The organism is Acinetobacter sp. Ac8 (assembly GCF_055392545.1).
In genome coordinates, this window is sequence record NZ_AP043689.1 from 3,124,188 (window position 1) to 3,147,979 (window position 23,792).

Consider the following 23,792-nt stretch of genomic DNA (forward strand, 5'->3'; position numbering starts at 1 on the left):
CTATTGATGTGAATCCATATTTAGGTTGTGGTTTATAAAACCTCTTCTACTAAATTTTGAATTAAAATCTGATTGAATGTCTTACTCTCCGTTACTGAGGATGCATGTGCTCCTGTTTCCAACAGTGTTAATACGCCATGCCCCAATGCTTTTTTAAGATCGATACTCTTTTGGTAAGGCACTAAAAAATCATCTTTGTTGGCAATATAATACACATCCGTTTTCGCCAAAGCTGCGACATGTTCAGGTAAAATTTTAAAATTCATTAATGCATTCATACGTACCAATACATTGTTGATCGGTGGAAAATCATCAAATCCAGAATTTTCAATATCCTGAATTTTTTGAATATGTTTTGAAATATAGGCAGGTGGATATAGGAATAAAGCTTGTACCCGTATATAAGCTTCAACACCTACATTTTCTAATAAAGTCATACGTGCCTGAAAACACTTCTGTGTATGCGGATCAAGCGCATCCCAAGCATTAATAAAAGTAAGACTGGTTAATGATATATCTGTGTTCTGAACCAAGACCGCCAATTCTGCCCCAATGACTGCGCCCAAAGCATGTCCAATAAAATGGCATTGTTTGATCTGTTGTTGTTGCAGAATATCGAGAATTTGTTTGGCCATATTTTTGATTGAGTATGATGTTGGCAATGCATCAGAATCCGCATGACAACCTTCTTGATCATAAACAAGTACTTGAAAATATTGGGTTAACGTTTCAATTTGTGGTTGCCAAAATGAGGCGTGCCCACCTAAACCTGAAGATAAAACGACAATCTCAGCATCTTGCTGAGTAACACAAGGAAAAATTCGATAGCTCATTGTTTTACCATTCTATTAATTTGTTCATTTAATAACAGCAAAAAATATGCCGAATACTTGTTATGTTTAGGTTGGTTTTTTTGAGGCTTTTGATAAAGAATGTTAACGTTCGGATTTTTTATCCTATTCGTTTACACGCTCAACATAACATCAGCATATTTTTGACATAAAACTAAAAAGACTTTTGATGAAATGAATTTTTTCAAATAATTCGACATCCCAAACATAGACCTACCCATTAAAATTTGGACATTGAATCAAATCATTTAATGTATCATAAAAAAAGCAACAAGAATGTTGCTTTAAAATAGCAAAGACTTTCAGCCTTATCCGTATAGATTGTTTCAATCAACGCATCCGTTTTAGGTTATAAGTTACAACGCCCCAAATTTCAAATTCTTGCCCTTCTTCAATATAAATATTTTTAAATTCTGGATTCTCAGCTTTTAACCAAACTTTCGGTGGATCAAACTGCTTGTCAATCATCAAGCGCTTCACGGTAAAATCATTATCAATACGGGCAATGACAATATCGCCAGATTTTGCAGAAATGCTACGATCTACAATCAAGGGGTCTTCAATATCTATACCAACATCCAACATTGAAAGCGAATTTGCTTTAACAATAAAGGTAGAACTCTCATTTCGAATTAAATATTCATTCATATCCAATGATTGTTCTATGCTATCTTGAACAGAAAATGGCACACCAGCAGCGACTCGTTCTGTCGCAAGCGGAATCTGATAAACCTTATCATTCTTAGGCTGAATGGTCTGGATATTTATGCTAGAGCTTAAATCACTAAGCTGGCCGTTTTTGAAATTTTTCAGTAACCAGTTTTTGATAAAATCTACTTGTGACTCTGGGACACGGATGACTTTGGTCGGCTCACTAAACTGTGCCTTACGCCCAGCATTGGCTCTCGCACCTCCGTGTTCAAATTCTACTTTCTTAGACATTATTTATCCTATATGCTTCATAAAAGCCTGTAAAATCAATATAGCTTGAAAAAGTTACAAATTCAAGTTGACGGCAAGTTTTTTTTGAATAACAATAACTCTATCGATCAGTTTTGATACATCTATTTGAACAAGGACGACAAAGATAATCAATATACTTATCATAAATCAATAATTTAGAATACAGACATCTTGTTAATTTATTGATATTTTTGAATAAGTTCTCTGATCCCACTTAAGCACTTAATTGATTGATTTTCTATGTGGAGACATAAAAATGGCGACTCAACGTGATGCAATTCTTGGTTATGCAGACGAACAACATGCTTACTATATTCGTTTGATTGAAGACAATAATGTGTTAGGCAGCCAGTATGGTTTATTTTGTGAAAATACCAATAGCGATATCGCTGAAAGTATCATGACCACATTATTTTTAAAGAAATCATTTTGGCTCAATGGTTCTGAATTTAGTGATATTGTTAAAGGTTTAGAACCTCTTCCACTTTAAGCGGATACCAATCTAATAAAATTCGATCTGCTTAAATGTTCAACTGAAGTTTATGATTTGATATGTATTTCGTGATTAAAATGTCGTTGTATTCCCCTCGATACAACGACGATTTAATTTTCAATTGATCACGCTATCGATTGCATTTAGATGTTTGTCTTAAGCACTGAACTTGTGAATCAACTGCTTACCATCCATGATCTCTTGTTTGATTATTTCTTTTTCGTTATTCCTACTTTATCCATTTCTTGATCATCTTGTCCTTTTATTGAGCCTCTACTGAGTTCTTTACCAGTCATAAAGATCATTGATCACCTCGTATTCACGAGCTGCTGAAATACGCAGATCAATCCAATCCCTCCTGTTTATTCATGGCACTTATTTTGCTTAATAAATATTACGTTTTTCAATAATCGTAATACTCAAGCTAAAATGAGGGCGGTAAATATGGGTTATGTCGCAAAGGAAATTGGTCAAAAGAACAAGCTATTACTGAGCTTGTGTTCTTTTCTGATCCCTATTTTGCTCTGGTGTGCGGTCAGTTATTTACCTTTTATTTGGCACCCTCAAGTGCAAATTACAAATTCTGGTAGTGTCTCGTATTTTCAAGTTGGCAGCCGTGTTGAAAAAAGTGTGTTCTATAGTGAGGCACAAAATGCGGTCGATCACCATTCTGCACCACCACAAGGTATTTTAGTTAATCCCATTTACTTACCTGCACCACATGAAGTGGCTAAAGCCTTGGTCACTGCATTTACCACACCGCCAGAACAACCAGATACACCATGGTTTCATCAAAGCTTATGGCACAGTATTAAAATCGTTTTTTCCGCTTTTTTAATCTCTTCAATTTTTGGTATTCCGCTGGGGATCCTCTGTGGTTTCTCACAAAAAATATCGCTACTTACAGAACCTTTTGTTGAATTTTTCCGTTATTTACCTGCACCTGCATTCGGTGCGCTTGCTGTTGCCATTCTTGGAATCAATGATGCACCTAAGATTGCGATTATTGTAATTGGAACGCTATTTCAACAAATCCTAATTATTGCCAATACAACCCGTATGGTCGATAAAGGCTTAATCGAAGCGGGCTATACCCTTGGAACCAATAAGCTTAAAAGCCTATTCAATGTGGTGATTCCTGCGGCTTTTCCAGATATTTACCGTGATTTACGTGTCTTGTTGGGTTGGGCGTGGACCTATTTGATTGTCTCTGAATTGATTGGTACGACCTCAGGTATTACATGGTTTATTACCCAACAAGCACGTTATCAAAACTTTGACAATGTCTATGCTGCGATCTTGATTATCGGGGTGATTGGACTGGTGTGTGATGTGTTATTAATGAAATTGGGCGAGCGTATGTTCGCATGGAAAGCAGGGGCAAAATAATGAATGACTCAACTTTTAATTCCGCTGAATATTTTCAAAAAATTTATGCACGCCCTGTCATCTTAGAGGCCAAACAACTCAGTCAAGTATTTAAACATGGTAAAACTGAACGAACCGTTTTAAATCAACTGGATCTTAAAATCCATAAGCGTGAATTTATTTGTGTGATCGGCCCATCAGGTTGTGGAAAATCAACCTTAAGCCGAGTGATTGCAGGTTTAGATCCATACCATAGTGGTGAGATCTTGGTCGATGGCGAAGCTATTACAGGCCCAAGCCCTGAACGTGGCATGGTATTTCAGGGCTATACCCTATTTCCTTGGAAAACGGTTAAAGAAAACGTCATGTTCGGCCCACGAATGAAAGGTGCCAGCCAAATGACTGCGGAAGCCCATGCACGGGAATGGATCAATATTATTGGCTTAGACAAATACGAAAACCAATATCCACATCAACTTTCAGGTGGAATGAAACAGCGCGTTGCTATTGCACGAGCTTTGGTTAATGAACCTAAAATCTTATTGATGGATGAACCTTTTGGTGCGCTTGACCCGCATACCCGCCAGAAGATGCAAAAGCACTTAATGGATTTATGGCAAAACATTGATATCACGATTATTTTTGTTACGCATGATATGGATGAAGCTATCTTATTGGCTGACCGTATTGTCGCGTTAAAAGCCAATCCTGGTGAAATTAAAGAAATTATTGAAGTAGATTTACCACGCCCGCGTTCATTAGATCTTATGACAACGCCCGCTTTTCAACATTTAAGAGCGCGAGTGGATCAGTTGGTCCATGCTCAGGAAGATGAGCTTGATCCATCACTACAAGACTTACCCAAAATACCGCGTATGACCCAAGTCAGTACAGGTCAATAAGCAGACGGATTTTTAGAGCATTTGGGACGACCCAAATCGCTAAATTCTTTGTTGGACGGCCAACCTTGGTGATATTCATGTCAAACACATATGTTTTACCGCTTGTGGACATTTCTTTACTCTCCAGCCCTGAGCTTCAAGATCGACTCACGGTCGCACACGCTTTAGATCAGGCATGTAAAGATGTTGGTTTCTTATATTTAACAGGAGAACAATTTAAACCTGAGTTATTTCAAAAGCTTTATCACACTGCCCAGCAATACTTTGCCCAAGATACTGCCATTAAGATGCAGCATTATATTGGCTTATCAGAAAATCATAGTGGTTATGTGCCGATCGGTGAAGAACGCTTTGTTGAAACAAGTTATGATCTCAAAGAGGCCTATGATGTCAATTATGATCACCAGAGCCAAGCAGATCGTCGCCCCTTGGTTGGCCCAACACAGTGGCCTGATGACCCGATATTTAAGCAGCAAGTCTCTGCCTATTATCAGCATATCAAAGCGGTTGGGCATGAAATTTTCCAAAGTTTTGCATTGGCACTCGGTCTAGATGAGCATTATTTTGATGCACATATTTCCAAAGCTCCCAGCCAACTTCGCCTGATTCATTATCCTTACCATCCTGAAATTCAGGATAAAGAAGGTATCGGTGCGCATACCGATTATGAATGTTTTACTTTGCTCTTACCCACAGCGCCCGGATTACAAGTACTTGATAAAACGGGGCAATGGGTTGATATCCCCCTACTTGAAAATACATTGGTCATGAATATTGGCGATATGATGGAAATTTTATCCAATGGCCGATATTTAGCAACCAAACATCGTGTAAAAAAAGTGGCTGAAGAACGCTATTCATTCCCGTTTTTCTTCTCTTGTGATTATGACTATGTAATTCAGCCTTTAATCAAAGATCAGCCTGCACAATATGCGCCTTTAAAAGGTGGTGAACATCTTTTTAATCAAACCGCACAAACCTTTCAGTATCTCAAAGAAAAAGTGGCACGGGGCGAAATTCAACTTGAAAATGCCCGCCCGCTTTATTCATTTGGTTTAAGCCAAAATGAGGAGTCGAAATGAACTTATTAGACCTCTCTACACAACTTAAACCAACGGATGACTCAACCTGCTTATTGCCCCAATACTTATTGGGTGCTTTCCGCCGTAAGAGCATTACCTTTGCCAATGGTTTAACCGATGAAAATACCCTTGTCTATTGGTTTCAATCCAAGACATTTACCATTGATTTACGCTTAAAAGACCCTCAATCAACCCCCGTTTTAGAACGACAAGGTTGGGTTGGCGATACCCTTTGGGATGCTCAAAATCAATTGCTTTCATGGCATCTCAGCAGTAATTATCAAAATCATGTGCAATGGCCCGAACCTGCCAAATTGTATTCGATTGGCAATGCCATACTCGAGTTTTCACCGAGCCATGCTTATGTTGAGGATTGGCGTCAACAAGCGACTCGTGGCATTTATCTTGGCTTACGTTTATTTAAAATTGAAAATACTGAGTTAAATACCAGTTATCCTACGGATGGCGGCTTGATCCTTTGTGATCATTTTATTGCCTTTGCCAAGTCTCGACATCCCGATATACAACAGGCTTTTAAATCTGCTGAGACGTTAACAGACGCTATTTCAAAGCAACAGATCAGTCTAGAAGCTATCCAAGACTATGAGGTTTCGATCAGTTTTGATCAACAGATCATTGATCTTAGTACTGTCACCGACAAAGTTGGAAGCAAGATTGATCTTGAAAATTTCCAACAGCTTGATCACAACACACTGGTTCAACAGCGAATTATCAATGGTGAACATTGCCGTTTATATTTCACACTCGATGTATTTCAGGCAGATTTTTGCTTTACAACACTTACGGGCACTTCAACTGCTAGCCAAAGTTGGTTTGATCATGAAGAGAATCACCTTTTCTATCATGCAAAAATAGCCTTATAAGGAATATTTCCAAGCAATGTCTTTTTTATATTTAATCATTGCTATTGTGGCAGAAGTCATCGCGACTTCTGCCATGAAAGCATCTGATGGTTTTAGTCAGTTGTCTGCATCGATCATCACCGTGATCGGATATGCGGTTGCCATTTATTTTTTATCACTGACCATGAAAACGATTCCTGTTGGTATTACTTATGCGCTTTGGTCGGGTGCAGGTATTATTTTAGTGTCTTTAGTCGGCTTCTTTTACTACAAACAACACTTAGATTTAGCTGCAATCATCGGTTTGGTATTTATGATTATTGGAATTTTAATTATTCATCTTTTTTCAAAAAGCACAGAAATATAATCAATAGATAATCCTCTTTTCATGTGATTTAAGTGACGCCATTGTTATTCAATTTAAACTTAACTTGCTGATTTTTTATCAAATCTACTGAAGTGAAAATTTTAAAATTTGTTTAGTTTCTAATGCGGCTCTAGCATTCAAATCTGTTCAAAGTTTGCGATTAATCTCTATGCTCTAAATAAAACTTTTGCAGCTAAAAAAATAGCCCAAGACATGCTTAGGCTATTTTTCAAATTATTCGACTCTTTTAAAAAATATTATTTCAGCTCTTGTAACAATGCTGGATAAATCAGACCATCGACATTTTGTTCGGTTTTATAAATCCCATTTTCCACGTTAAATTTATTGACGTGATACGACGAGCCATAGATCGAATCAAAGCCATTGCCTTTACTAAAGACTTTTTGATTGGCTTCCAAATCAAGTAAATGGGTACCATTCACCATCGTTTCGTATTGTTTTGGATCGACCCCAGAACGAATTGCCATAATTTTTACAGCATCTGCATGTGTCGCAGGATCATTGATGTATTTCACCGTCTTGTCCCACACTTGAAGGATCTTTTTCCATTCATCTTTATGTGCAGTTAAATGACTCATATTAACGGTCAGGGTGTCATAAATTAAACCGGGTTTATCCTTCGAGGTATAAATAATTTTTGATCCAGCTACAGCTTTCAATGCTTGACTGGCAACAGGTTGCCATACTGCAATCGCTGAAACATCGGGGCTGGATAGGACTTGCGGTAATTGATTGGTCGCAGAATTGACCAATTTGATTTCATTGATTGGGATTTTTTGATCTGACATTGCTGTTGCAAGGAGCAAGTGATCGACCAGACCTTTTTCAACACCAACAGATTTACCTTTTAAATCCTGAATACTATTGATCCCATCTTTGGCAATAATCACATCATTGCCCGCAGAATAGTCCGTCGCCATAATCATCATGCCTTGGGTACCACCTGACGCCGTCACCAAGTTATCGCCATTGGTGACAAATACCGCATCTAATTGATTGGCTGAAAAGGCTGAGAGTGATGCTGAATAATCAAACCATTTAAACTCAACATTGAGACCAGCTTCTTTTAACCAGCCTTTTTCAATCGCAACCTGCCATGCCACAAAACCGGGCCAATCACTATAACCGATGGTGATTGCTTTCGCATTTGCTGAAGCTTGAGTAGCTTCTTTCGCTTCTGGAATTTTTGCTGTTTTGTCACAACCAGCGAACAACATCGCAGACAATAGTGATACTGATAATAAAGATTTATGGATCATACAGAAACGCCCCCTGTTTTTTCGCCTGTAAATTGTGTATTGGTTTGATTTAGCGACTGTATATATGCACGCCACCCCCCAAAATGACTGATATCTATAGCGTCATTGATTGCATAGCCCTCGCAGATAAAACCTTTAACCCAACTACCATCTTCAAGTTGTACATTACCGATTCCTAACGGCGCTGGAACCTCTGCAACGATTGCCCCAAAATTTGCCAATGGAATATCCCAAACCTCAACTTCAATAGACGTTCCTGTTGCATCAGATTGCAGACCGGGTTTTGCTGGACTGGTATTTTTTAAAGCAAATAATTTGTAATTTTTAGCGGTATAGGTTTTGTTTAATAAAGTCCCTTGACGTGTAGTGAGCTGAAAATTAAGTGGCATCGCTGTTAAATGTGCGCCCACTACCGCTAACTTGACTGAATTTTTCGAAGTAATCTCAAGCGTTTTTTGATAATGCTGCTGAGATTTCCCCAATGTAAGCGCTGTCAGTGCTTGCCATTTTTGGGCAAAATTTGCCAAAGCTTGATCGTGCCAAGCAGGCGCGATAAAAGTCACTCCACTGGGTAAACCATCTGCGCGAATTGTATTGGGCAATGCTATTGCAGCTAAATCGGCAAAATTAACAAAGTTGGTATAAGCCCCCATGTGTGAGTTCTTTATGATGGGGTCAGCTTCAACATCAGCAATAGAATAAATCGTGGGTGAGGTCGGTACCATCAATGCGTCATAGCCTTGTAAAGCCAAATTAATTTTTCGAGCCAATACAGCGCGTTTATATTCAGCTTGAAGTGCATCGGTGGCGCTAAAGCTATCTGCTTGGGCAATGATTTCAGCGATAACAGGATGTGCTTGTTCGCGTGTTACCACTTTTTCGACCGCTACTGTTCGTTCAGCAACCCAAGCCTCGTTATAGAGTGCTTTGGCAAGTGCATTAAAATTCGTAAAATCAATGCTTTCAACTTTATAGCCGAGTGATCGAATTCTTTCTACAGCGATTGCGAAAGCTTTTTCAGTTTCGCTATCACCATAAAACTCAAGCTGTGCGGGTATGGCAATTTTCCCTTTAGAAAACTGAGTCGGAACATTGGCGGGGTGAGTGCGTGAATATTCATCTGTTTCATCATAGCCTTGCATAACACTGGCAATCGTCCAAGCATCGTCACTGCTCAAAGCAAAGATAGAAATTACATCAATTGTTCTACAAGCAGGCATTAAGCCTGTGGTTGAAAACCAGCCTTTGGTCGGTTTAAGACCAACAATATTGTTATGCCCTGCTGGCACACGACCCGAACCTGCTGTATCGGTCCCTAAGCTAAAAGGCACAGTACCATTTGCAACCGCAACCGATGAACCAGAGCTTGAACCACCGCTGATATATTCTGGATTAAAACTATTTTTGACCGCACCATAAGGTGAACGTACCCCGACCAATCCCGTTGCAAACTGGTCAAGGTTGGTTTTTCCAATCACCACAGCACCGGCTTTTTTTAACTTGGCAATCACCACTGCATCTGTGGTTGCTAGATATTCAACGTCTTTACACGCAGCGGTGGTATGGAACCCTGCGACATCGATATTGTCTTTAACAGCAAATGGCACACCGTATAAAGGTAAATCAGCTATATCTTGCTGGTTTAACGCTTCGATTTGTGCCTGAATTTGCGTGGCAGATGCGATTTCAATCCAAGCATGATCGTCATTGTGAATGGTTTTAACATAATCGATTAAACCCTCAATCTTGATTTGCTGACTGGTATATGCCTTTTGCCAGTCTTGGATCGTCCATAAGTCTTGCATCACTCTACTCCCGATTTAATCATTTTGCAGAATTGGTGGCATCACAGCATCCATCAGCTCCAGATGCCCTTTGATCACACCCTTGAGTGCTGTAAATTGTTGGCTTATATGCCGAAGCTCAGAACTTGCCCCTTGCATCAGCATGACTTGTAAGATTTTTTGTTGATCAAGTTGAATATGCAGTGAACTGATCACTTGTGTTAAAAACTGTTGTTGTAAATCAATCAGTTGATTTCGAAGTGGCATTTGTCCTGCATCATAAAGGATGGTCAAAGTGCCGACCATGACTTCATTTGCTTGCGCCTGTTCCGCAATCAGGTGTTTATTGATCATGTCCACAATCGCTTGAGAGCGACTTTCGTAGTGCTGATCAACAATTTTCTGATCGAGTGCATTTAGCGTTGCTTCAGGTACAGTAATGCTGATTCGAGCCAACTTTTGTTTAGCCACAAAATTATCCTTTTACCTTGTTGACTGAAGTATTTTGTTTGATATACAGGCCTGCACGTACACTGAATAAATCAACAAAAAATGCTTTAAGCGGATGTGTTTTTTTAACTGTTGTTTTGACCTGATTCATAGCACAACTCCATCTCAGTATTACCAAATTAGGTTTTTGTATTACTGATATAGCAATGCAGAAAATGTGCCAGTTTTTAACCAAGTTTTTGCTGGTTTTAGCGTGTATTTATGGATGATTTTTGGGCAAAAACAAATTAAATGCACAAGCATAGCGCGAAGCGTTATATAGGTTTAACAGTAAAGCCTTTGCTATTTTAATTTTAATCGGCTAAGTCTTTATAACTTATGACACTTGATAAGATTATTGCTGTAAAGCAAATAGAAAAAAAAATCTATGTTTAAAACAGAAAAGGAGCATCATCACTGATGCTCCTTTATTGATTTTTATCAGGCTATAGGTGCCAAGGTAAACAACACCTGTCCAGTCTTAACCGTCTGGCCTTTTTCAATGGTGATGGCTTCTACCTTCATCCGTTCAGGTGCAACAATCGGAATTTCAATTTTCATCGCTTCAATCACCGCAAGGGTTGCACCTTCTTCAACAATATCTCCAGAAGCACATTCGATTTTCCAAATTGAACCTGGCATATGTGATTCAACTGCACAACCACCTTCGGGAATACTGACCGCTTCACCATCCTCTACAGTATCTAAACTTTCAGATACATATTCTTGTAAACCTGCGGCATGCCAACGACGGCGCTCTGCTTCAAAGTTGGCTTGTTGGGTCTGTTTAAAAGCCTGAATACTGTCCTGATTTGCAGCAAGGAAATCATTGTATTCTTTCAGATTAAGCACACCGTCTTCAATACGTAATTGCAAACGCCCTGCTTTAAAATCTTCGCGCATCTGTAGCAATTCTGCTTCTGAAACCTCATAAAATTTAACCTGATCAAAGAAGCGTAATAACCACGGCTTGCCAGTTTCAAAATTGGCATTTTTACGATAGCGACTCCACATTTGTGTGGTACGTCCCACAAATTGATAGCCCCCGGGACCTTCCATACCATAAACACACATATATGCCCCACCGATACCAACAGCATTTTCTGGTGTCCAAGTCCGTGCAGGGTTATATTTTGTTGTGACCAAACGCTGACGCGGATCAAGTGGTGTGGCAACGGGTGCGCCTAAATAGACATCACCCAATCCCATGACCAGATAATTGGCACTATAGACCACATCTTTTACCGCTTGCTTTGATGCTAGGCCATTGATACGACGAATAAACTCGATATTATCAGGGCACCACGGTGCATCAGGACGGACGATTTGTGTATAGCGCTCAGTCGCCAATTGGGTTTGTGAATCTTCCCATGCCAGTGGTAAATACACAGTCCGTGAAGGCACTTGCATATTGTGTATATCAGGCAGTTCCGCTTCCGCGTGTTGAAGTTTTTCCAAGAGCTCAAGTTGATCAATTTGAATTGAATCAAAATGAATTTGTAATGAACGAATCCCCGGAGTCAGATCAATAATTCCGTGGATATTTTGGTCTTTTACCCATTGCATCAAAGCATGAATACGGAATCGTAGATTTAAGTCTAAAACCAGATCACCATATTCAACTAATAAATAGCTATTCCCCGCGGGTCGGTAAGTCACACTCGGTAAATCTGCTTGTGCTACGCGTGTAGCTAAAACAGCATTTTCTAATGTGTCATTTTCCGCGTGGAAAATAGGATTAAAATTCACCTCATCTGTGTCAGAAGAAATAACACTTTGATGATATGTTTGATCCAAGGCTTTTGCTTGCGCATAACTGACAGGAATAAATTTAACTTTATCGCCTGCTTTAAGCTGACCAATTTTCCAAAGTTCAGAATGAATCACCACTGCTGGACAAACAAAACCACCTAAGCTTGGACCATCAGGCCCTAAGATGATCGGCATGTCACCTGTAAAATCAATCGCACCAATTGCATAAGCATTGTCATGGATATTTGATGGATGTAAACCTGCTTCACCGCCATCTTCACGTGCCCATTCTGGTTTTGGGCCAATTAAACGAATACCAGTACGACTGGAATTATAATGAATCTCAAACTGGTTACTAAAGAATCTATCAATATCGTTTTTGGTAAAGAAATCTGGTGCGCCATGCGGACCATACATCACCGCAATTTCCCAATGACGCGCAAATTTAGGGATTTGATCTACGGCTAAACTTTTGCTTTGATCAGATGAATATTCAGTAATCGCAAGCATATCCCCAATTAATAAATTACGCCCTGCATGCCCACCAAACTGCCCCAGAGTAAAGGTTGCTTTTGATCCTAAATATTCGGGAACATGGAAACCACCTTTGATCCCAATATAGCTTCGGCATCCAGTGCTCATTGTTCCACACTTTAACACCTGACCTTTTTTAACATTTACGGTTTGCCACATTGGGACCAGTACGCCATCCAGTTTAGATGGCATGTCACCGCCAGTAATCACAATTTGACTATCACAATGAAACTTTAAACTTGGCCCTTGTAAAGTACATTCCAATCCAGAAGTATTATAAGGATTGCCTAAAAGTTGGTTGGCAACATTTAAACTTAAAGGATCAATTGCACCGGATGGTGGTACACCCACATCCCAATACCCTAAACGACCAGTAATATCCTGAATTGAGGTTTGAATGCCCGATTGTAAAACTTCAATTTTTTGGGTTTTCCATAGAAAGCTATTTAAGAAGCGTGTAGTTTGTGTCCCTGAATTAAACACCTCACCCGCAATAATATTTTGTAGGTATTCCAGATTGGTTTCAATTCCTGCAATCTGTGTATCTGCCAGACTAGATTGCATGGCTTGAATCGCTGCATCTCGATCTGACGCCGTCACAATGATTTTGGCAAGCATAGGATCATAAAATGAAGATACATTTGAACCGGTTTCAACCCATGTTTCGACCCGTGCATTCTGATCAAATTGCACATAGGTCAGTAAGCCTGCGCTGGGTTGAAATTGTTTAATCGGATCTTCCGCATATAAACGAACTTGAATCGAATGTCCTTTTGACGCTAATTTTTCAGTGGGTGCTGTCCAATCGCCACTGGCCAAAGTCACCATCCATTCAACCAGATCTACAGCATAGACTTGTTCTGTCACGCCATGCTCAACTTGTAAACGGGTATTCACCTCTAAGAAATAGAACTGCTCGGTTTCAGTATCCATCACAAACTCAACCGTACCTGCCGAACGATAATTCACAGATTGCATGAGTTGAATCGCGACAGTTTGAATATAGTCACGTTGCTCATCGGTTAAATGCGGTGCGGGTGTTTCCTCTATGACTTTTTGATTACGACGTTGTACAGAACAGTCGCGTTCTCCTAAAGCCAACACCTGCCCTTTTCCATCACCAAAAATTTGCACTTCAATATGTCGAGCATGCTGCACAAATTTTTCTAAGTACAAACCTGCATCTTTAAAGTTGGCTTGGGCCAAATACGAAACGGTTTGATAAGCGTCTTTGAGTTCAGCTTCATCCCAAACCAAACGCATACCAATACCACCACCACCCGCAGTACTTTTTAACATCACAGGATAGCCAATACGTGCTGCCTCGCTGATTGCTTCTAATTCACCAGAAAGCAAAGAACTCCCCGGCAACAGTGGCACTTGGCTTTTAATCGCCAGTTCGCGCGCCGTATGTTTTAGACCAAAATCCAGCATTTGGCTTGAAGTTGGCCCAATAAAGGCAATACCCTGACTTTCACATAGGTCACAAAACTCTGCGTTTTCAGACAAAAAACCATAACCCGGATGGATTGCTTCAGCGCCAGTTTGCTTGGCAATTTGTAGAATTTTTTCAATATTTAAATAACTTTGTTGTGCTGGTGCAGCACCAATACAAAATGCCTCGTCGGCTAAAGTCACATGTAAAGAATCCTGATCAGCTTCTGAATAAACAGCAACGGAAGCGATGCCAAGTTTTTTAAGTGTACGAATCACACGACAAGCGATTGCACCACGATTGGCAATAAGAACTTTTTTAAACATATTTATGCTCCCATACCATTGTGTATCAGCAATTGAATTTTCGTTGGGTTATAGCCATTACATGGGTTATTTAATTGTGGGCAATTTGAAATCAGTACGATCAAATCCATCTCGGCTTGAATTTCCACATATTTTCCAGCGGCAGAAACACCATCAGCAAAGGTTAAATGGCCATCCGAGCTGACAGGCACATTCATAAAGAAATTAATATTGGGGCCGATGTGCCGAACGTTTAACTGATGTTTTTGTGCAATAGGATGCTTGGCTAATGCATACATAAAATTATTACGGCAACTGTGCATTGGATAAGTGTCATGCGCATAGCGAACCGTATTACTTTCACATGAACAGGCACCGCCTAAGGTGTCATGACGACCGCAGTTATCATCAACAATCACCGCAATTGGACGGCCTAAATTACTGTATAAAGTTGTCCCTTTTTCAAGGTAAACATGTTGATTAATAGCCAAAGTATCCGTTGCGCTATAACGTTCTGCTGGGTTTTCTGCTGAAATAAATAAGGTATCGACAGCTTGATTGCCTTCTAAATCAACAATACGGAAATATTGGCCTTTTTTTACTTCGCCCATCCATGCTTCACCCGCAGGACACACTTCATTTAACAAGGCTTGATCTAAAATAGGCTTTTCGATTGAAGTTAAAATGCTCATGATGATTGTCCTTAAATGCGTGTGTTGTGAGATGAACTCAGCGCGTAATAACGCTGGTTATTGTCAAATGCACGTTGATTTTGCGGACATGAGTCTCGACAAATATCGTTTTCTGTTAAGGGCAATGCGCTAAAAAGACCCATTTCTATATCAGCAGGAGCATATTGCGCTGAATGATCTAAACCATGCGGTGCAGCCGATAAGAATACAAAACAATCCATTTCAAAACGCAGTTCAATGATGTGCCCAGTATTGTCTGAGCCAATATAAGACAATGCACCAGCATTATCTGGGGTCACTTTTGAAAATAAATTCACTGTTGCGCTAAGGTCGATTTGCCCAAGTGAATATTTGCTCATTTCAATCAGCAAACCATCTAGACCATTTTGAATCATTTGATTTCGGGCATCTTGGAATGTCTTTATTCCAAAAGTAGCTTGGATTTGTTCTGGACGACTTGGACCACACAAAGCGTCATTCCAGCCATGATCATCATGAATAATTGAGGCCATAACCCGTCCCAAATCGGAATACAACACATGACCTTGAGTTAAAAAAGCAGTATGTTGCCCTTTTAAACTATCTGGCATATTAAAACGCTCAAGTCTGTCATGGGCATTCACGCAAAATAAAGAGACATTGGCATCGGCAGATAAAGCTTTAAATTGAAGTACGCTTCCTTTGGGAATGCGACTTGACCAGTGATGTCCACCGGGTAATTTTTCAGACCAAATGACCTGTTGATCATGATAATTTGTCGTATGCATAGCCACTCCTGTTCGGATAGTTTATTGACTTCCTCCCGGGCTTTTATCCCTCCGTGTAGTTCTTTCGAACCGCGAACTCTCGGTCCAGACATACTCTTTTAGACAAGTATCGGAACCCTAGATCACTTTTTATAATTTTATTTAATGCAAAGGATGTGCCAATTGAGTATTACGTTTTTAGGCTTTAGTAATACTAATTTTGTGCGATAAGAGTGCATTTCAGGACATCGAAAGCAAAAATGAGTTATTAATGAGCTAAAAAATGGCGATGTGCCAAACAAAAATCCGTTCTAAATAAAACGATCTCTAATTGAAAGCCATCTCTAATAAACTCCTTTTCTAAAAGAAACCTGTCATAGAAACAACACGGCGCAAAAATATTTAGGCTCGTCGATTGGTTGGCTTATGGCATGGCAAACCTTGCGCTGCAAACAAAGCCAAGCTTTGTTTTTGCTCATATTCTGCTTAAGAAGATAATTCAGGTATAGCAAAACACCCGATAAAAAACACGCGCTCATTTAGGACAAACCAGCCTGAGTCAGCGCGTGTTAAAATGATTCATCGTACTTAGCATGTAGGTACTACACAATGACTCATTAATAATACATTTTAGTAATACGTTGCTCTTTTTTTCGAGAATTTATCCAATTGCTTGAGAAAGCCATCAAAATAATCTTTTTCTTTTTCTTCTACACGATAACCTGCATATAAGGTTCGACGTAAACCTTCAGGCGCGACACAATCTAAACGGCGAGAAACCACCCAGCCCTTTTGCTCATATTCATTGACCACCCAATCAGGCAGTGCTGCGATACCATGACCACTTGCCACAAGTTGAATCAACATTTGAGTTAAGTCTGTGGTGCGAATATGTTTTGGCTGAATATTGGCAGGAATAAATAATCTCGACATGATATCCAGTCGATGTTTATCCACTGGATAGGTCACCAAGGTTTCTTCGGCCAACTCTTGCACCGTAATTTCTTTCATTCGTGCTAAAGGATGCGTGATTGAGAGCACCAATCGCGATTCATATTCAAAAATTGGAAAATACTCTACCCCTTTTAGCGCAATTGGATCTGCTGTAATTAACAGATCAAACTCACCAGTTTGTAATAACTCATGCGGATTAGCTTCAAATCCTGAGGCAAAATCTAAATCTACATCTGGGTATTGTTGACGATACTGGTTTAGCAATGGCATAAGCCAATCAAAACAACTGTGGCATTCGGAAGAGAAAACGATTCGTCCCGTTTGCCCATGCACAATACGGGTAATATCAGACTGGGCAATTTGCACTTGTGGCAAAATATCATCAGCAAGTTTCAGTAATCGTTGACCAACATTAGAAAAACTCACTGGACGTGAGCGACGATTCACCACTTCGACACCAAACCATTGATCTAACTCTCGAAGCTGGTGTGATAAAGCAGAAGGTGTTAAACACAAATCTCCTGCTGCTGCAACCAATGAACCATGTTCACGTAAAGCAGTGAGTGTTTTTAGATGTCGAAGTTCTAACATTCCGTCATTACCAAATTAATATGTTAAAGGTGATCTGGCTATAGCATAACGGATTGATGGCATTTATGTTTAATTATTTTCACTTAATTTTAAAATTTGTTATTTTTATTCATTTTTAAATAATACGTAAAAATATTGAAGACGCTCTTACTCATCCATACAATTAAATCACTCCATTTTTGAATGAACTAAATCTGGTGATTTAAAATATCATCCTTAAAAACTTTCAGCATAGACTGAAAACATTTCAGTGAATTCAAGCACCACAAGACGATAAAACTTTTACAATAGAAGATTATTCATTTTTTATATTGTTTAACATGACTCTGGAACGCCAAAAGCTCACACTCCCCCAAGGCCACGACAAATTGTTGCTGCATTCATGTTGCGCGCCGTGCTCAGGTGAAGTCATGGAAACCTTAATTGAATCAGGCATCAACTTTTCAATTTTTTTCTATAATCCAAATATTCATCCAATCAAAGAATATTTAATTCGCAAAGAAGAGAATATTCGCTTTGCTGAGAAGCATAATATTCCATTTATTGACTGTGACTACGATACAGACAATTGGTTTGAACGTGCCAAAGGTATGGAAAATGAGCCTGAAAAAGGCATCCGTTGTACCATGTGTTTCGATATGCGTTTTGAGAGAACCGCACTTTACGCACACGAACATGGATTTAGTTTAATCAGCAGCTCATTGGGCATATCGCGTTGGAAAGATATGCAACAAATTAACGGCTGTGGAATCCGAGCTGCCGCACATTACCCACAAATTGAATATTGGGATTATAACTGGCGCAAAAGCGGCGGTGCACATCGTATGATCGAAATCAGCAAACGTGAAGAATTTTACCAACAAGAATACTGTGGCTGTGTTTATTCACTGCGAGATACCAATCGCTGGCGTATGAAAAACGGTCGTGACCGGATCAAATTAGGTGAAAAGTTTTATACCAACGTGATGGATGAGGAAAACTAATTTATCCAGACACCTCCCCTTATCACTGCTTCACATACCAGTTTTTCCAAGAGCTGGTTCCACGGACTTCTATTGGTACAGTTGGAATCAGCTGCTTTTTTAATACCTGAATTTGATCGACCTCTTCAGCCAATCGAGCTTTGACAGAGTGTATACACTCTCGATCCCCAAATTCACAACGGTCTAAATGTGTGCCACCGCATGGCCCATTTGCCAGACCTTTGGGGCAAGTTTCAGGGCAAATATATAAGGTTTCAGCCAGCCTACACTGGCCACAACTCTCACACCCGACAATAAAATGTTTACTCAAATATTCGGCTTGTAACAGCAATTTTGCTGCAAGGGCTTTATTCCAAAAACCCGCACTAAAAATATAAGCACCCAGCCCTTTGACCAAACTGGAATTAAACATGGTACTGTGAATGGTATCTAAAAATTGATATTTCACTTTCTGTTGCAAATTACTCAGCTTAGGCTTTTCTACAACAGCTGGACGTAATTCATTGCCAGTTTTAAGCTGCCATAATTGATCCCATAATTGTTGACATTGTTTGAGATCAAGATGTCGATACTGTTCAATATAACCCGTTAAAATCGCTTGCTCATCGGCTTTATGGCACGCAGAAAGATGCACACCAGCATAACCAATATGCTGACAAATCAAAATTTGTAAAGCACAACGTAAATAAGTATTTTCAGTTTGATCAGAATCATGTTCTTGGGCCAACACTTCAAGCATATGTGGCGTAATCACAATACCCGCGACATTATGTTTCAGCATAAATTTCGCTCGTGCTAAAGTCAGCGGCATCACACAAGCAAGAATTTCTTGTGTATAGTTTTCTTCAATTAAAAACTCATGCGCTTGTTTAAGTGCAACGAGGTCAAAGCCCAATTGAGTAATAATATAATCAGCGCCTGCTTGTAGTTTTTTATGCAGTTTTAAATACTGCGCTTGTTTTTCTGCTTGACTATATTTAAACGGGTTCAAGGCAACGCCAATATGAAAACCACCCTGTTGTTTGGCAGCGATGACCGCATTCACCGATTCCAAATAGCGTGTTCGAGCATGACTACCTTGCCCATCGTGATGTTGTTTTAGCTTATCGCCAGTCAGTAACAATAAATTTTGCTGTCCCTGTTGTTTGGCTTGCGTTAAAAACAGATTGAAATCATGTATATCTCGACCTTTACCTGCATAGTGCAATACTTTTTCAATCTGCTGCGGATAAGATTGTGCAGCAATTAATGGTGCAATATCATCATCTGAACGTACTCGATCTGACAAAGTCATACATACAGGAAAGCCCGCCAGTTGTGTTGCTACAGGCAGCATCTCTTGCTTTGAAGGCAAATATTCTACTAAACAGCAAAATTGGTTTTGAGCAAAGTATTGGGAAAGCTGAGACATAAAAAAATTTAGATAAATACAGCAAAATAAATAGGCCTGAATTATAGAATGTTTTAAAACGAATTGCTGTAATCATAAAATGCTTTTCAAGCAGATCTCTGCATAATCGACATCATTCACTGCATCTTAATTTAAGCTTTTTAATCACTTCTCTATAGGAGCAATGGTTTTTATTACGATGGTAGAAATTAGACATAGTATGGTTCTATGGTCAAACTACCTCATTATTCATACAAGTGATTTCCATCAAATCATTAATCATCAATAAAGCTTATGTTTTTGTATGAACTTTTAGAAACTGTTGGTTATCAATTCATTTGCTGTACTTTTGAATCATAGATGATTGTTCTATCGTGTGGCGACAGGGATGTCGCCATTGGGTGGGGGTACAGGACGTACCCCTCGCCCAACATGAGCAAAAATAAAGCACTGCTTTGTTTGCAGCGCAAGGTTTGGCATCGCCTACGAGAAGTGAGGCATCGCCTACGCAAAGGGATTTAAACTTTGAATGTAAGGTGTGGCATTGCAAGCTTTTTATAATCAAATAATTTATTTCTTGCATATAATTGATTTAATTTAAAATATTAATTAATAGAAATTCTATTCTTGTACCTAAGTTTTTGAAAGGTTGACTATAGATTCCATGCCTTAAGGTTTTCACTCGATTAGCCATTATTCTAATAAATCCGAGTATCTTTAATTCCAACTTTTTTATACTGAAAAAAATGGGTATTGTCTCCAATACCCATAAAGCTTATGTCTTAGCATTAAATTCAAATAGTGAAAACAGCATCTAAACTAAGCTACTGTTAATATTTAAATTTCACATTCAGACGAACCATCATAGGATCTCCCCAATTGACCAATTGTGCATTTGGTGTGGTCCCTGCCAGATACTCTCTATCAAATAAGTTTTTAATCGTTAAACCTGCGCCCCAATTCTTGGCTTCATAACCCGCATTTACATCAAATAAGGCATAACTTGGTAAGTAGACAAAATCTGTACTACGTTGTGCTGTTCGAGAACCTTGATAACGAATCCCTGCGCCAATATTCCAACCTAATTTATCTGGGCTAAAATAGTACTGGGTGGATAATGAGCTGGCATTTTTAGGTACATGATTGGTCCGTTTGCCAATATCACTGGCAATCACACTTTCAGTGACTTTTGCTGTTGGGATATAGCTATAGGTTGCTGTTGCAATCCATTGATCAGTTAATGCCGCTGCGATTTCTGCTTCAAAACCTTTGGTAACTTGCTCACCTGTTTGGATTGAAAAGTTTCCTGAAGCATCTTTTTCTGTCACATTTTTACGGGTTAAATCATAATACGCAATATAACCCTGTAAACGCTGATCCAATGCTTGTAACTTGACACCGACTTCGGCCTGTTTCCCCTCTTCTGGATTCAGCAATTGACCATTTTCACCTGGATCTGTTACAGGCATAAATGAGGTTGAATAACTGATATATGGTGCAAACATATCATTGATACGATACATCACCGACCCACTGCCCGTAAATGCATTGTCTGAGTTTTTGATGTTGCTATTTTTTAATACATCGTCAATTTCAACCTGAGTCCAATCGTGTCGACCAGACAATCCAATAATCCAGTGATCATCTACTTTAATTGTATTGCGTAGATAAAGACCCGTAAATTGGCTATAGGTCAATTGCTGTGTTGGCGCGCCCAGTTTGGTACTGGTGATTCCATAGACTGGATGGTTAGCATTAAAAGAGTTGATAGTATCGTTTCTACGATAGTAATCACTACGCTCTCGCATCATATCGACACCCACCATCACATCGTAATTGATCTTTCCAAAATCAAAATTACGTTGCAGGTTGCTGTCTAAAGTATAGTTGGTATCTTGCTTATCTTGATTATTTACAGAACGTTTAATGTCTGGTAGAGGACTATTACCTGATGCCAATATCGGATTGCCTTGGGTATCAGTTTTGGTAACCGCAAAGTTTTGTTTAAACACCCAAGCATTATCAAAGTAGTGCGCATAATTTGCACCAAGACGATAAACATCGACGTCATAACCATGATCAGGTTCACCAAAGAATAGACTTGAAGGGTATTTTTTATAATCGCCTTTACTATAAGGAATGCCCTGTTGACGGATGTATTCACGGTGTTGATAGCTGGCAATGACGGATAAATCATCTTTATCGCCTAGATCAAAATTGTAAGATGGAGCAATATATTGATTTTTAAAATAAACATGGTCAGTCGGGTCATCTTGATCAGAGATCCGTCCTACTATACGAAAAGCGCCTTTTGCACGATTATCAGGGGCATAATTTAGGTCAAATGTACCTTCTTTTAAACCATAGCTTCCATAACTTAATGTGCCTTTGTAAGCGGTTTCTGCTTGCGGTCGTTTGGTGGTTAAATTGACTAAGCCGCCTGGCAGCGCCAAACCAAAACCAACTGAGGTGGGACCTTTGACCACTTCAATAGACTCTAAGCCTGAAATATCTTCCGCTCTTAAAACATTATCTGATGCTTGAATACGCAACCCATCAATATAAGTTTGTGAACTGGATATTTGTCCGCGAATAATAAAGTCATCCCAGCCTCTTCGCCCATATTGACCAGAGGTCACGCCTGCCACACCTTCTAAAGCTTCTGCTACTGTTTTTGCTTGCTTTTGTTCAATTTGCTGATTGGTGATCGCACTAATCGACTGAGCTGTTTCAAATAAAGGCGCTTTAGATCGCAATACCGCACTTGCTGTTTTTGCTGCATAGGCTTTTTTATCACTGTCTGCTTGTACAATAATCGTTGGCAATTTATTGCTTACAGCATTTTGCGTTATCTCTGATTCTGATTCAGCATGAGCGGTGGATAGCATGATGGCAAAAACTGAAAATGCGAGGGAGGATTTATTAAACTGCATTAAACAATGACCTAAAAACTTGAAGCTTAATTATAATCATTTTCATTTATATTTATCACTATATTTTTACGCTTTCCTTTTAGTAACCTATGTATGAAAGGAATACCCCTTTAAATAAAACGTAATTTTTCTAATGATTCGAATGTATCAATCACACCACTGATAAGTTAGGCTTATTTTTTATAACGATCGGTCAAAACCAATAATGTATTTTATTTGGATGTTTTATTTTGCAGATGACTCATATATTGAGTCGGGCTTAAACCCAAAACGCGATGAAACATGGTGGTGAATGCAGCAGGATTTTTAAAGCCAAAATCATAAGCAATGTGCTGTATCGACTGATTTTGAATCAATTTTTCCAGACTTAATAGTACACACGCATGTTGTCGCCATTTTGAAAAAGACATCCCAACTTCACTTTTAAACAGCCGACTAAAATGCCGTTCGCTGATATAAAGTTGTGTCGCAATTTCTTCGGGTGATAAATGAATATCGGGCTGCTTTAAGAACTTTTGGCAAATTTCTAAAATGGCTTTATTTTCCGGCAAAGGTAAATGCAATTCAATTTTTTCGGAAATAGCCAGCTCAGTTAAAATCAATTCTTGAATCAGCTCATCATGTCTTGAAAGCGGTTCATTTAACGCTGGTGCTTTTAAAAGTAATTGTCGAAGCAAAGGTGAAATTGACAGCACTTCGCAACATTCAATCTGCCTAGGGACATCTTCAGGAAGGATATACAAACTACAGGTTTTAACATTAAACAAAGTCAGTTGATGCGGAACTTGCGGTGGAATCCAAACCGCCCTTTCAGGAGGAATGATCCAGTTTCCTTGTGGTGTTTCTACATGCATCACACCCTGAGCAGCATAAAGTAATTGTGCTCGTTTATGGCTGTGCATCTTTAACACATAATACTCAGCGTACTGCGTTTCTATCGCAATCATTTTATGTTTTAAATGCTCAACACTATGAATCGAGATTTGTTTCATATCCGTGTCTGATTTGAGTAATTAAATGCGGAATATAACAAAT

Annotated in this window: 20 protein-coding genes and 1 riboswitch; of the genes, 7 read left to right on the forward strand and 13 right to left on the reverse strand. The window is 39.2% G+C overall.

Annotated elements, in window-relative coordinates; all coding sequences use genetic code 11:
- Nucleotides 1-32 precede the first annotated feature (32 nt).
- On the reverse strand, nucleotides 33-833 hold the full coding sequence (rutD, locus tag ACZ5QH_RS14920; protein WP_303577196.1) for a pyrimidine utilization protein D: 801 nt from the start codon (nucleotides 831-833) through the stop codon (nucleotides 33-35).
- Between the two features lie 348 nt (nucleotides 834-1,181).
- Nucleotides 1,182-1,793 carry a LexA family protein gene (locus tag ACZ5QH_RS14925; protein ID WP_004822739.1) on the reverse strand — a complete coding sequence of 204 codons (612 nt, stop codon included), beginning with the start codon at nucleotides 1,791-1,793 and terminating at the stop codon, nucleotides 1,182-1,184.
- A 277-nt stretch (nucleotides 1,794-2,070) separates the two neighbouring features.
- Between ACZ5QH_RS14925 and ACZ5QH_RS14930 the strand changes: the two genes are divergently transcribed.
- From ACZ5QH_RS14930 to ACZ5QH_RS14955, 6 genes are all read left to right on the forward strand, one after another.
- The gene (locus tag ACZ5QH_RS14930) at nucleotides 2,071-2,304 is read left to right on the forward strand and encodes a hypothetical protein (RefSeq protein ID WP_004724652.1); all 234 of its coding nucleotides are present in this window, start codon (nucleotides 2,071-2,073) and stop codon (nucleotides 2,302-2,304) included.
- A 447-nt stretch (nucleotides 2,305-2,751) separates the two neighbouring features.
- Nucleotides 2,752-3,696, forward strand: a complete 945-nt coding sequence (locus ACZ5QH_RS14935; protein ID WP_303577195.1) for an ABC transporter permease — start codon at nucleotides 2,752-2,754, stop codon at nucleotides 3,694-3,696.
- Complete coding sequence (locus ACZ5QH_RS14940; protein WP_004822741.1) at nucleotides 3,696-4,577, forward strand: ABC transporter ATP-binding protein; 882 nt, start codon at nucleotides 3,696-3,698, stop codon at nucleotides 4,575-4,577. The genes ACZ5QH_RS14935 and ACZ5QH_RS14940 overlap by 1 nt, the downstream gene beginning before the upstream one ends.
- Before the next feature lie 77 nt (nucleotides 4,578-4,654).
- On the forward strand, nucleotides 4,655-5,659 hold the full coding sequence (locus ACZ5QH_RS14945; RefSeq protein ID WP_303577194.1) for an isopenicillin N synthase family dioxygenase: 1,005 nt from the start codon (nucleotides 4,655-4,657) through the stop codon (nucleotides 5,657-5,659).
- Nucleotides 5,656-6,543, forward strand: coding sequence for a hypothetical protein (locus ACZ5QH_RS14950; protein WP_303577193.1), 888 nt, complete (start codon nucleotides 5,656-5,658; stop codon nucleotides 6,541-6,543). The genes ACZ5QH_RS14945 and ACZ5QH_RS14950 overlap by 4 nt, the downstream gene beginning before the upstream one ends.
- Nucleotides 6,544-6,559: 16 nt before the next feature.
- Entirely contained in the window at nucleotides 6,560-6,889 is a 330-nt protein-coding gene (locus tag ACZ5QH_RS14955) for a DMT family transporter (RefSeq protein WP_004724663.1), read from the forward strand.
- Between the two features lie 257 nt (nucleotides 6,890-7,146).
- Here ACZ5QH_RS14955 and ACZ5QH_RS14960 read toward each other — a convergent pair whose 3' ends face one another.
- The 8 genes from ACZ5QH_RS14960 to ACZ5QH_RS14995 all read right to left on the reverse strand — a co-directional run bounded on the left by ACZ5QH_RS14960 (nucleotide 7,147) and on the right by ACZ5QH_RS14995 (nucleotide 17,451).
- A complete protein-coding gene (locus tag ACZ5QH_RS14960; RefSeq protein WP_303577192.1) occupies nucleotides 7,147-8,169 on the reverse strand; it encodes an ABC transporter substrate-binding protein in 1,023 nt (340 codons plus the stop codon).
- Nucleotides 8,166-9,977 (reverse strand): allophanate hydrolase, encoded by a 1,812-nt coding sequence (atzF, locus tag ACZ5QH_RS14965; protein WP_303577191.1) that lies wholly within the window; start codon nucleotides 9,975-9,977, stop codon nucleotides 8,166-8,168. Before atzF ends, ACZ5QH_RS14960 begins: the two co-directional genes overlap by 4 nt.
- 12 nt (nucleotides 9,978-9,989) lie before the next feature.
- The gene (locus ACZ5QH_RS14970) at nucleotides 9,990-10,424 is read right to left on the reverse strand and encodes a CopG family ribbon-helix-helix protein (protein WP_004822751.1); all 435 of its coding nucleotides are present in this window, start codon (nucleotides 10,422-10,424) and stop codon (nucleotides 9,990-9,992) included.
- 4 nt (nucleotides 10,425-10,428) lie between these two features.
- Nucleotides 10,429-10,554 (reverse strand): hypothetical protein, encoded by a 126-nt coding sequence (locus ACZ5QH_RS14975; RefSeq protein WP_264673503.1) that lies wholly within the window; start codon nucleotides 10,552-10,554, stop codon nucleotides 10,429-10,431.
- A gap of 329 nt (nucleotides 10,555-10,883) precedes the next feature.
- On the reverse strand, nucleotides 10,884-14,489 hold the full coding sequence (gene uca / locus ACZ5QH_RS14980) for an urea carboxylase (protein WP_303577190.1): 3,606 nt from the start codon (nucleotides 14,487-14,489) through the stop codon (nucleotides 10,884-10,886).
- A 2-nt stretch (nucleotides 14,490-14,491) separates the two neighbouring features.
- Nucleotides 14,492-15,160, reverse strand: coding sequence for an urea amidolyase associated protein UAAP2 (locus ACZ5QH_RS14985; protein ID WP_303577189.1), 669 nt, complete (start codon nucleotides 15,158-15,160; stop codon nucleotides 14,492-14,494).
- Between the two features lie 11 nt (nucleotides 15,161-15,171).
- A complete protein-coding gene (locus ACZ5QH_RS14990; RefSeq protein ID WP_464016714.1) occupies nucleotides 15,172-15,927 on the reverse strand; it encodes an urea amidolyase associated protein UAAP1 in 756 nt (251 codons plus the stop codon).
- A 30-nt stretch (nucleotides 15,928-15,957) separates the two neighbouring features.
- Nucleotides 15,958-16,059: riboswitch (guanidine-I (ykkC/yxkD leader) on the reverse strand.
- 477 nt (nucleotides 16,060-16,536) lie between these two features.
- On the reverse strand, nucleotides 16,537-17,451 hold the full coding sequence (locus ACZ5QH_RS14995) for a LysR family transcriptional regulator (protein ID WP_004724679.1): 915 nt from the start codon (nucleotides 17,449-17,451) through the stop codon (nucleotides 16,537-16,539).
- A 320-nt stretch (nucleotides 17,452-17,771) separates the two neighbouring features.
- Between ACZ5QH_RS14995 and ACZ5QH_RS15000 the strand changes: the two genes are divergently transcribed.
- Nucleotides 17,772-18,434: an epoxyqueuosine reductase QueH gene (locus ACZ5QH_RS15000; RefSeq protein WP_303577187.1), complete on the forward strand. Its 663-nt coding sequence runs from the start codon at nucleotides 17,772-17,774 to the stop codon at nucleotides 18,432-18,434.
- 22 nt (nucleotides 18,435-18,456) lie between these two features.
- Here the strand turns inward: ACZ5QH_RS15000 and ACZ5QH_RS15005 are convergent, their stop codons facing one another.
- The 3 genes from ACZ5QH_RS15005 to ACZ5QH_RS15015 form a co-directional block, all read right to left on the reverse strand.
- Nucleotides 18,457-19,845, reverse strand: coding sequence for a methylenetetrahydrofolate reductase C-terminal domain-containing protein (locus ACZ5QH_RS15005; RefSeq protein ID WP_303577186.1), 1,389 nt, complete (start codon nucleotides 19,843-19,845; stop codon nucleotides 18,457-18,459).
- Between the two features lie 809 nt (nucleotides 19,846-20,654).
- The gene (locus tag ACZ5QH_RS15010) at nucleotides 20,655-22,757 is read right to left on the reverse strand and encodes a TonB-dependent siderophore receptor (RefSeq protein WP_303577185.1); all 2,103 of its coding nucleotides are present in this window, start codon (nucleotides 22,755-22,757) and stop codon (nucleotides 20,655-20,657) included.
- A gap of 212 nt (nucleotides 22,758-22,969) precedes the next feature.
- Complete coding sequence (locus ACZ5QH_RS15015) at nucleotides 22,970-23,749, reverse strand: AraC family transcriptional regulator (RefSeq protein ID WP_303577184.1); 780 nt, start codon at nucleotides 23,747-23,749, stop codon at nucleotides 22,970-22,972.
- Nucleotides 23,750-23,792 lie beyond the last annotated feature (43 nt).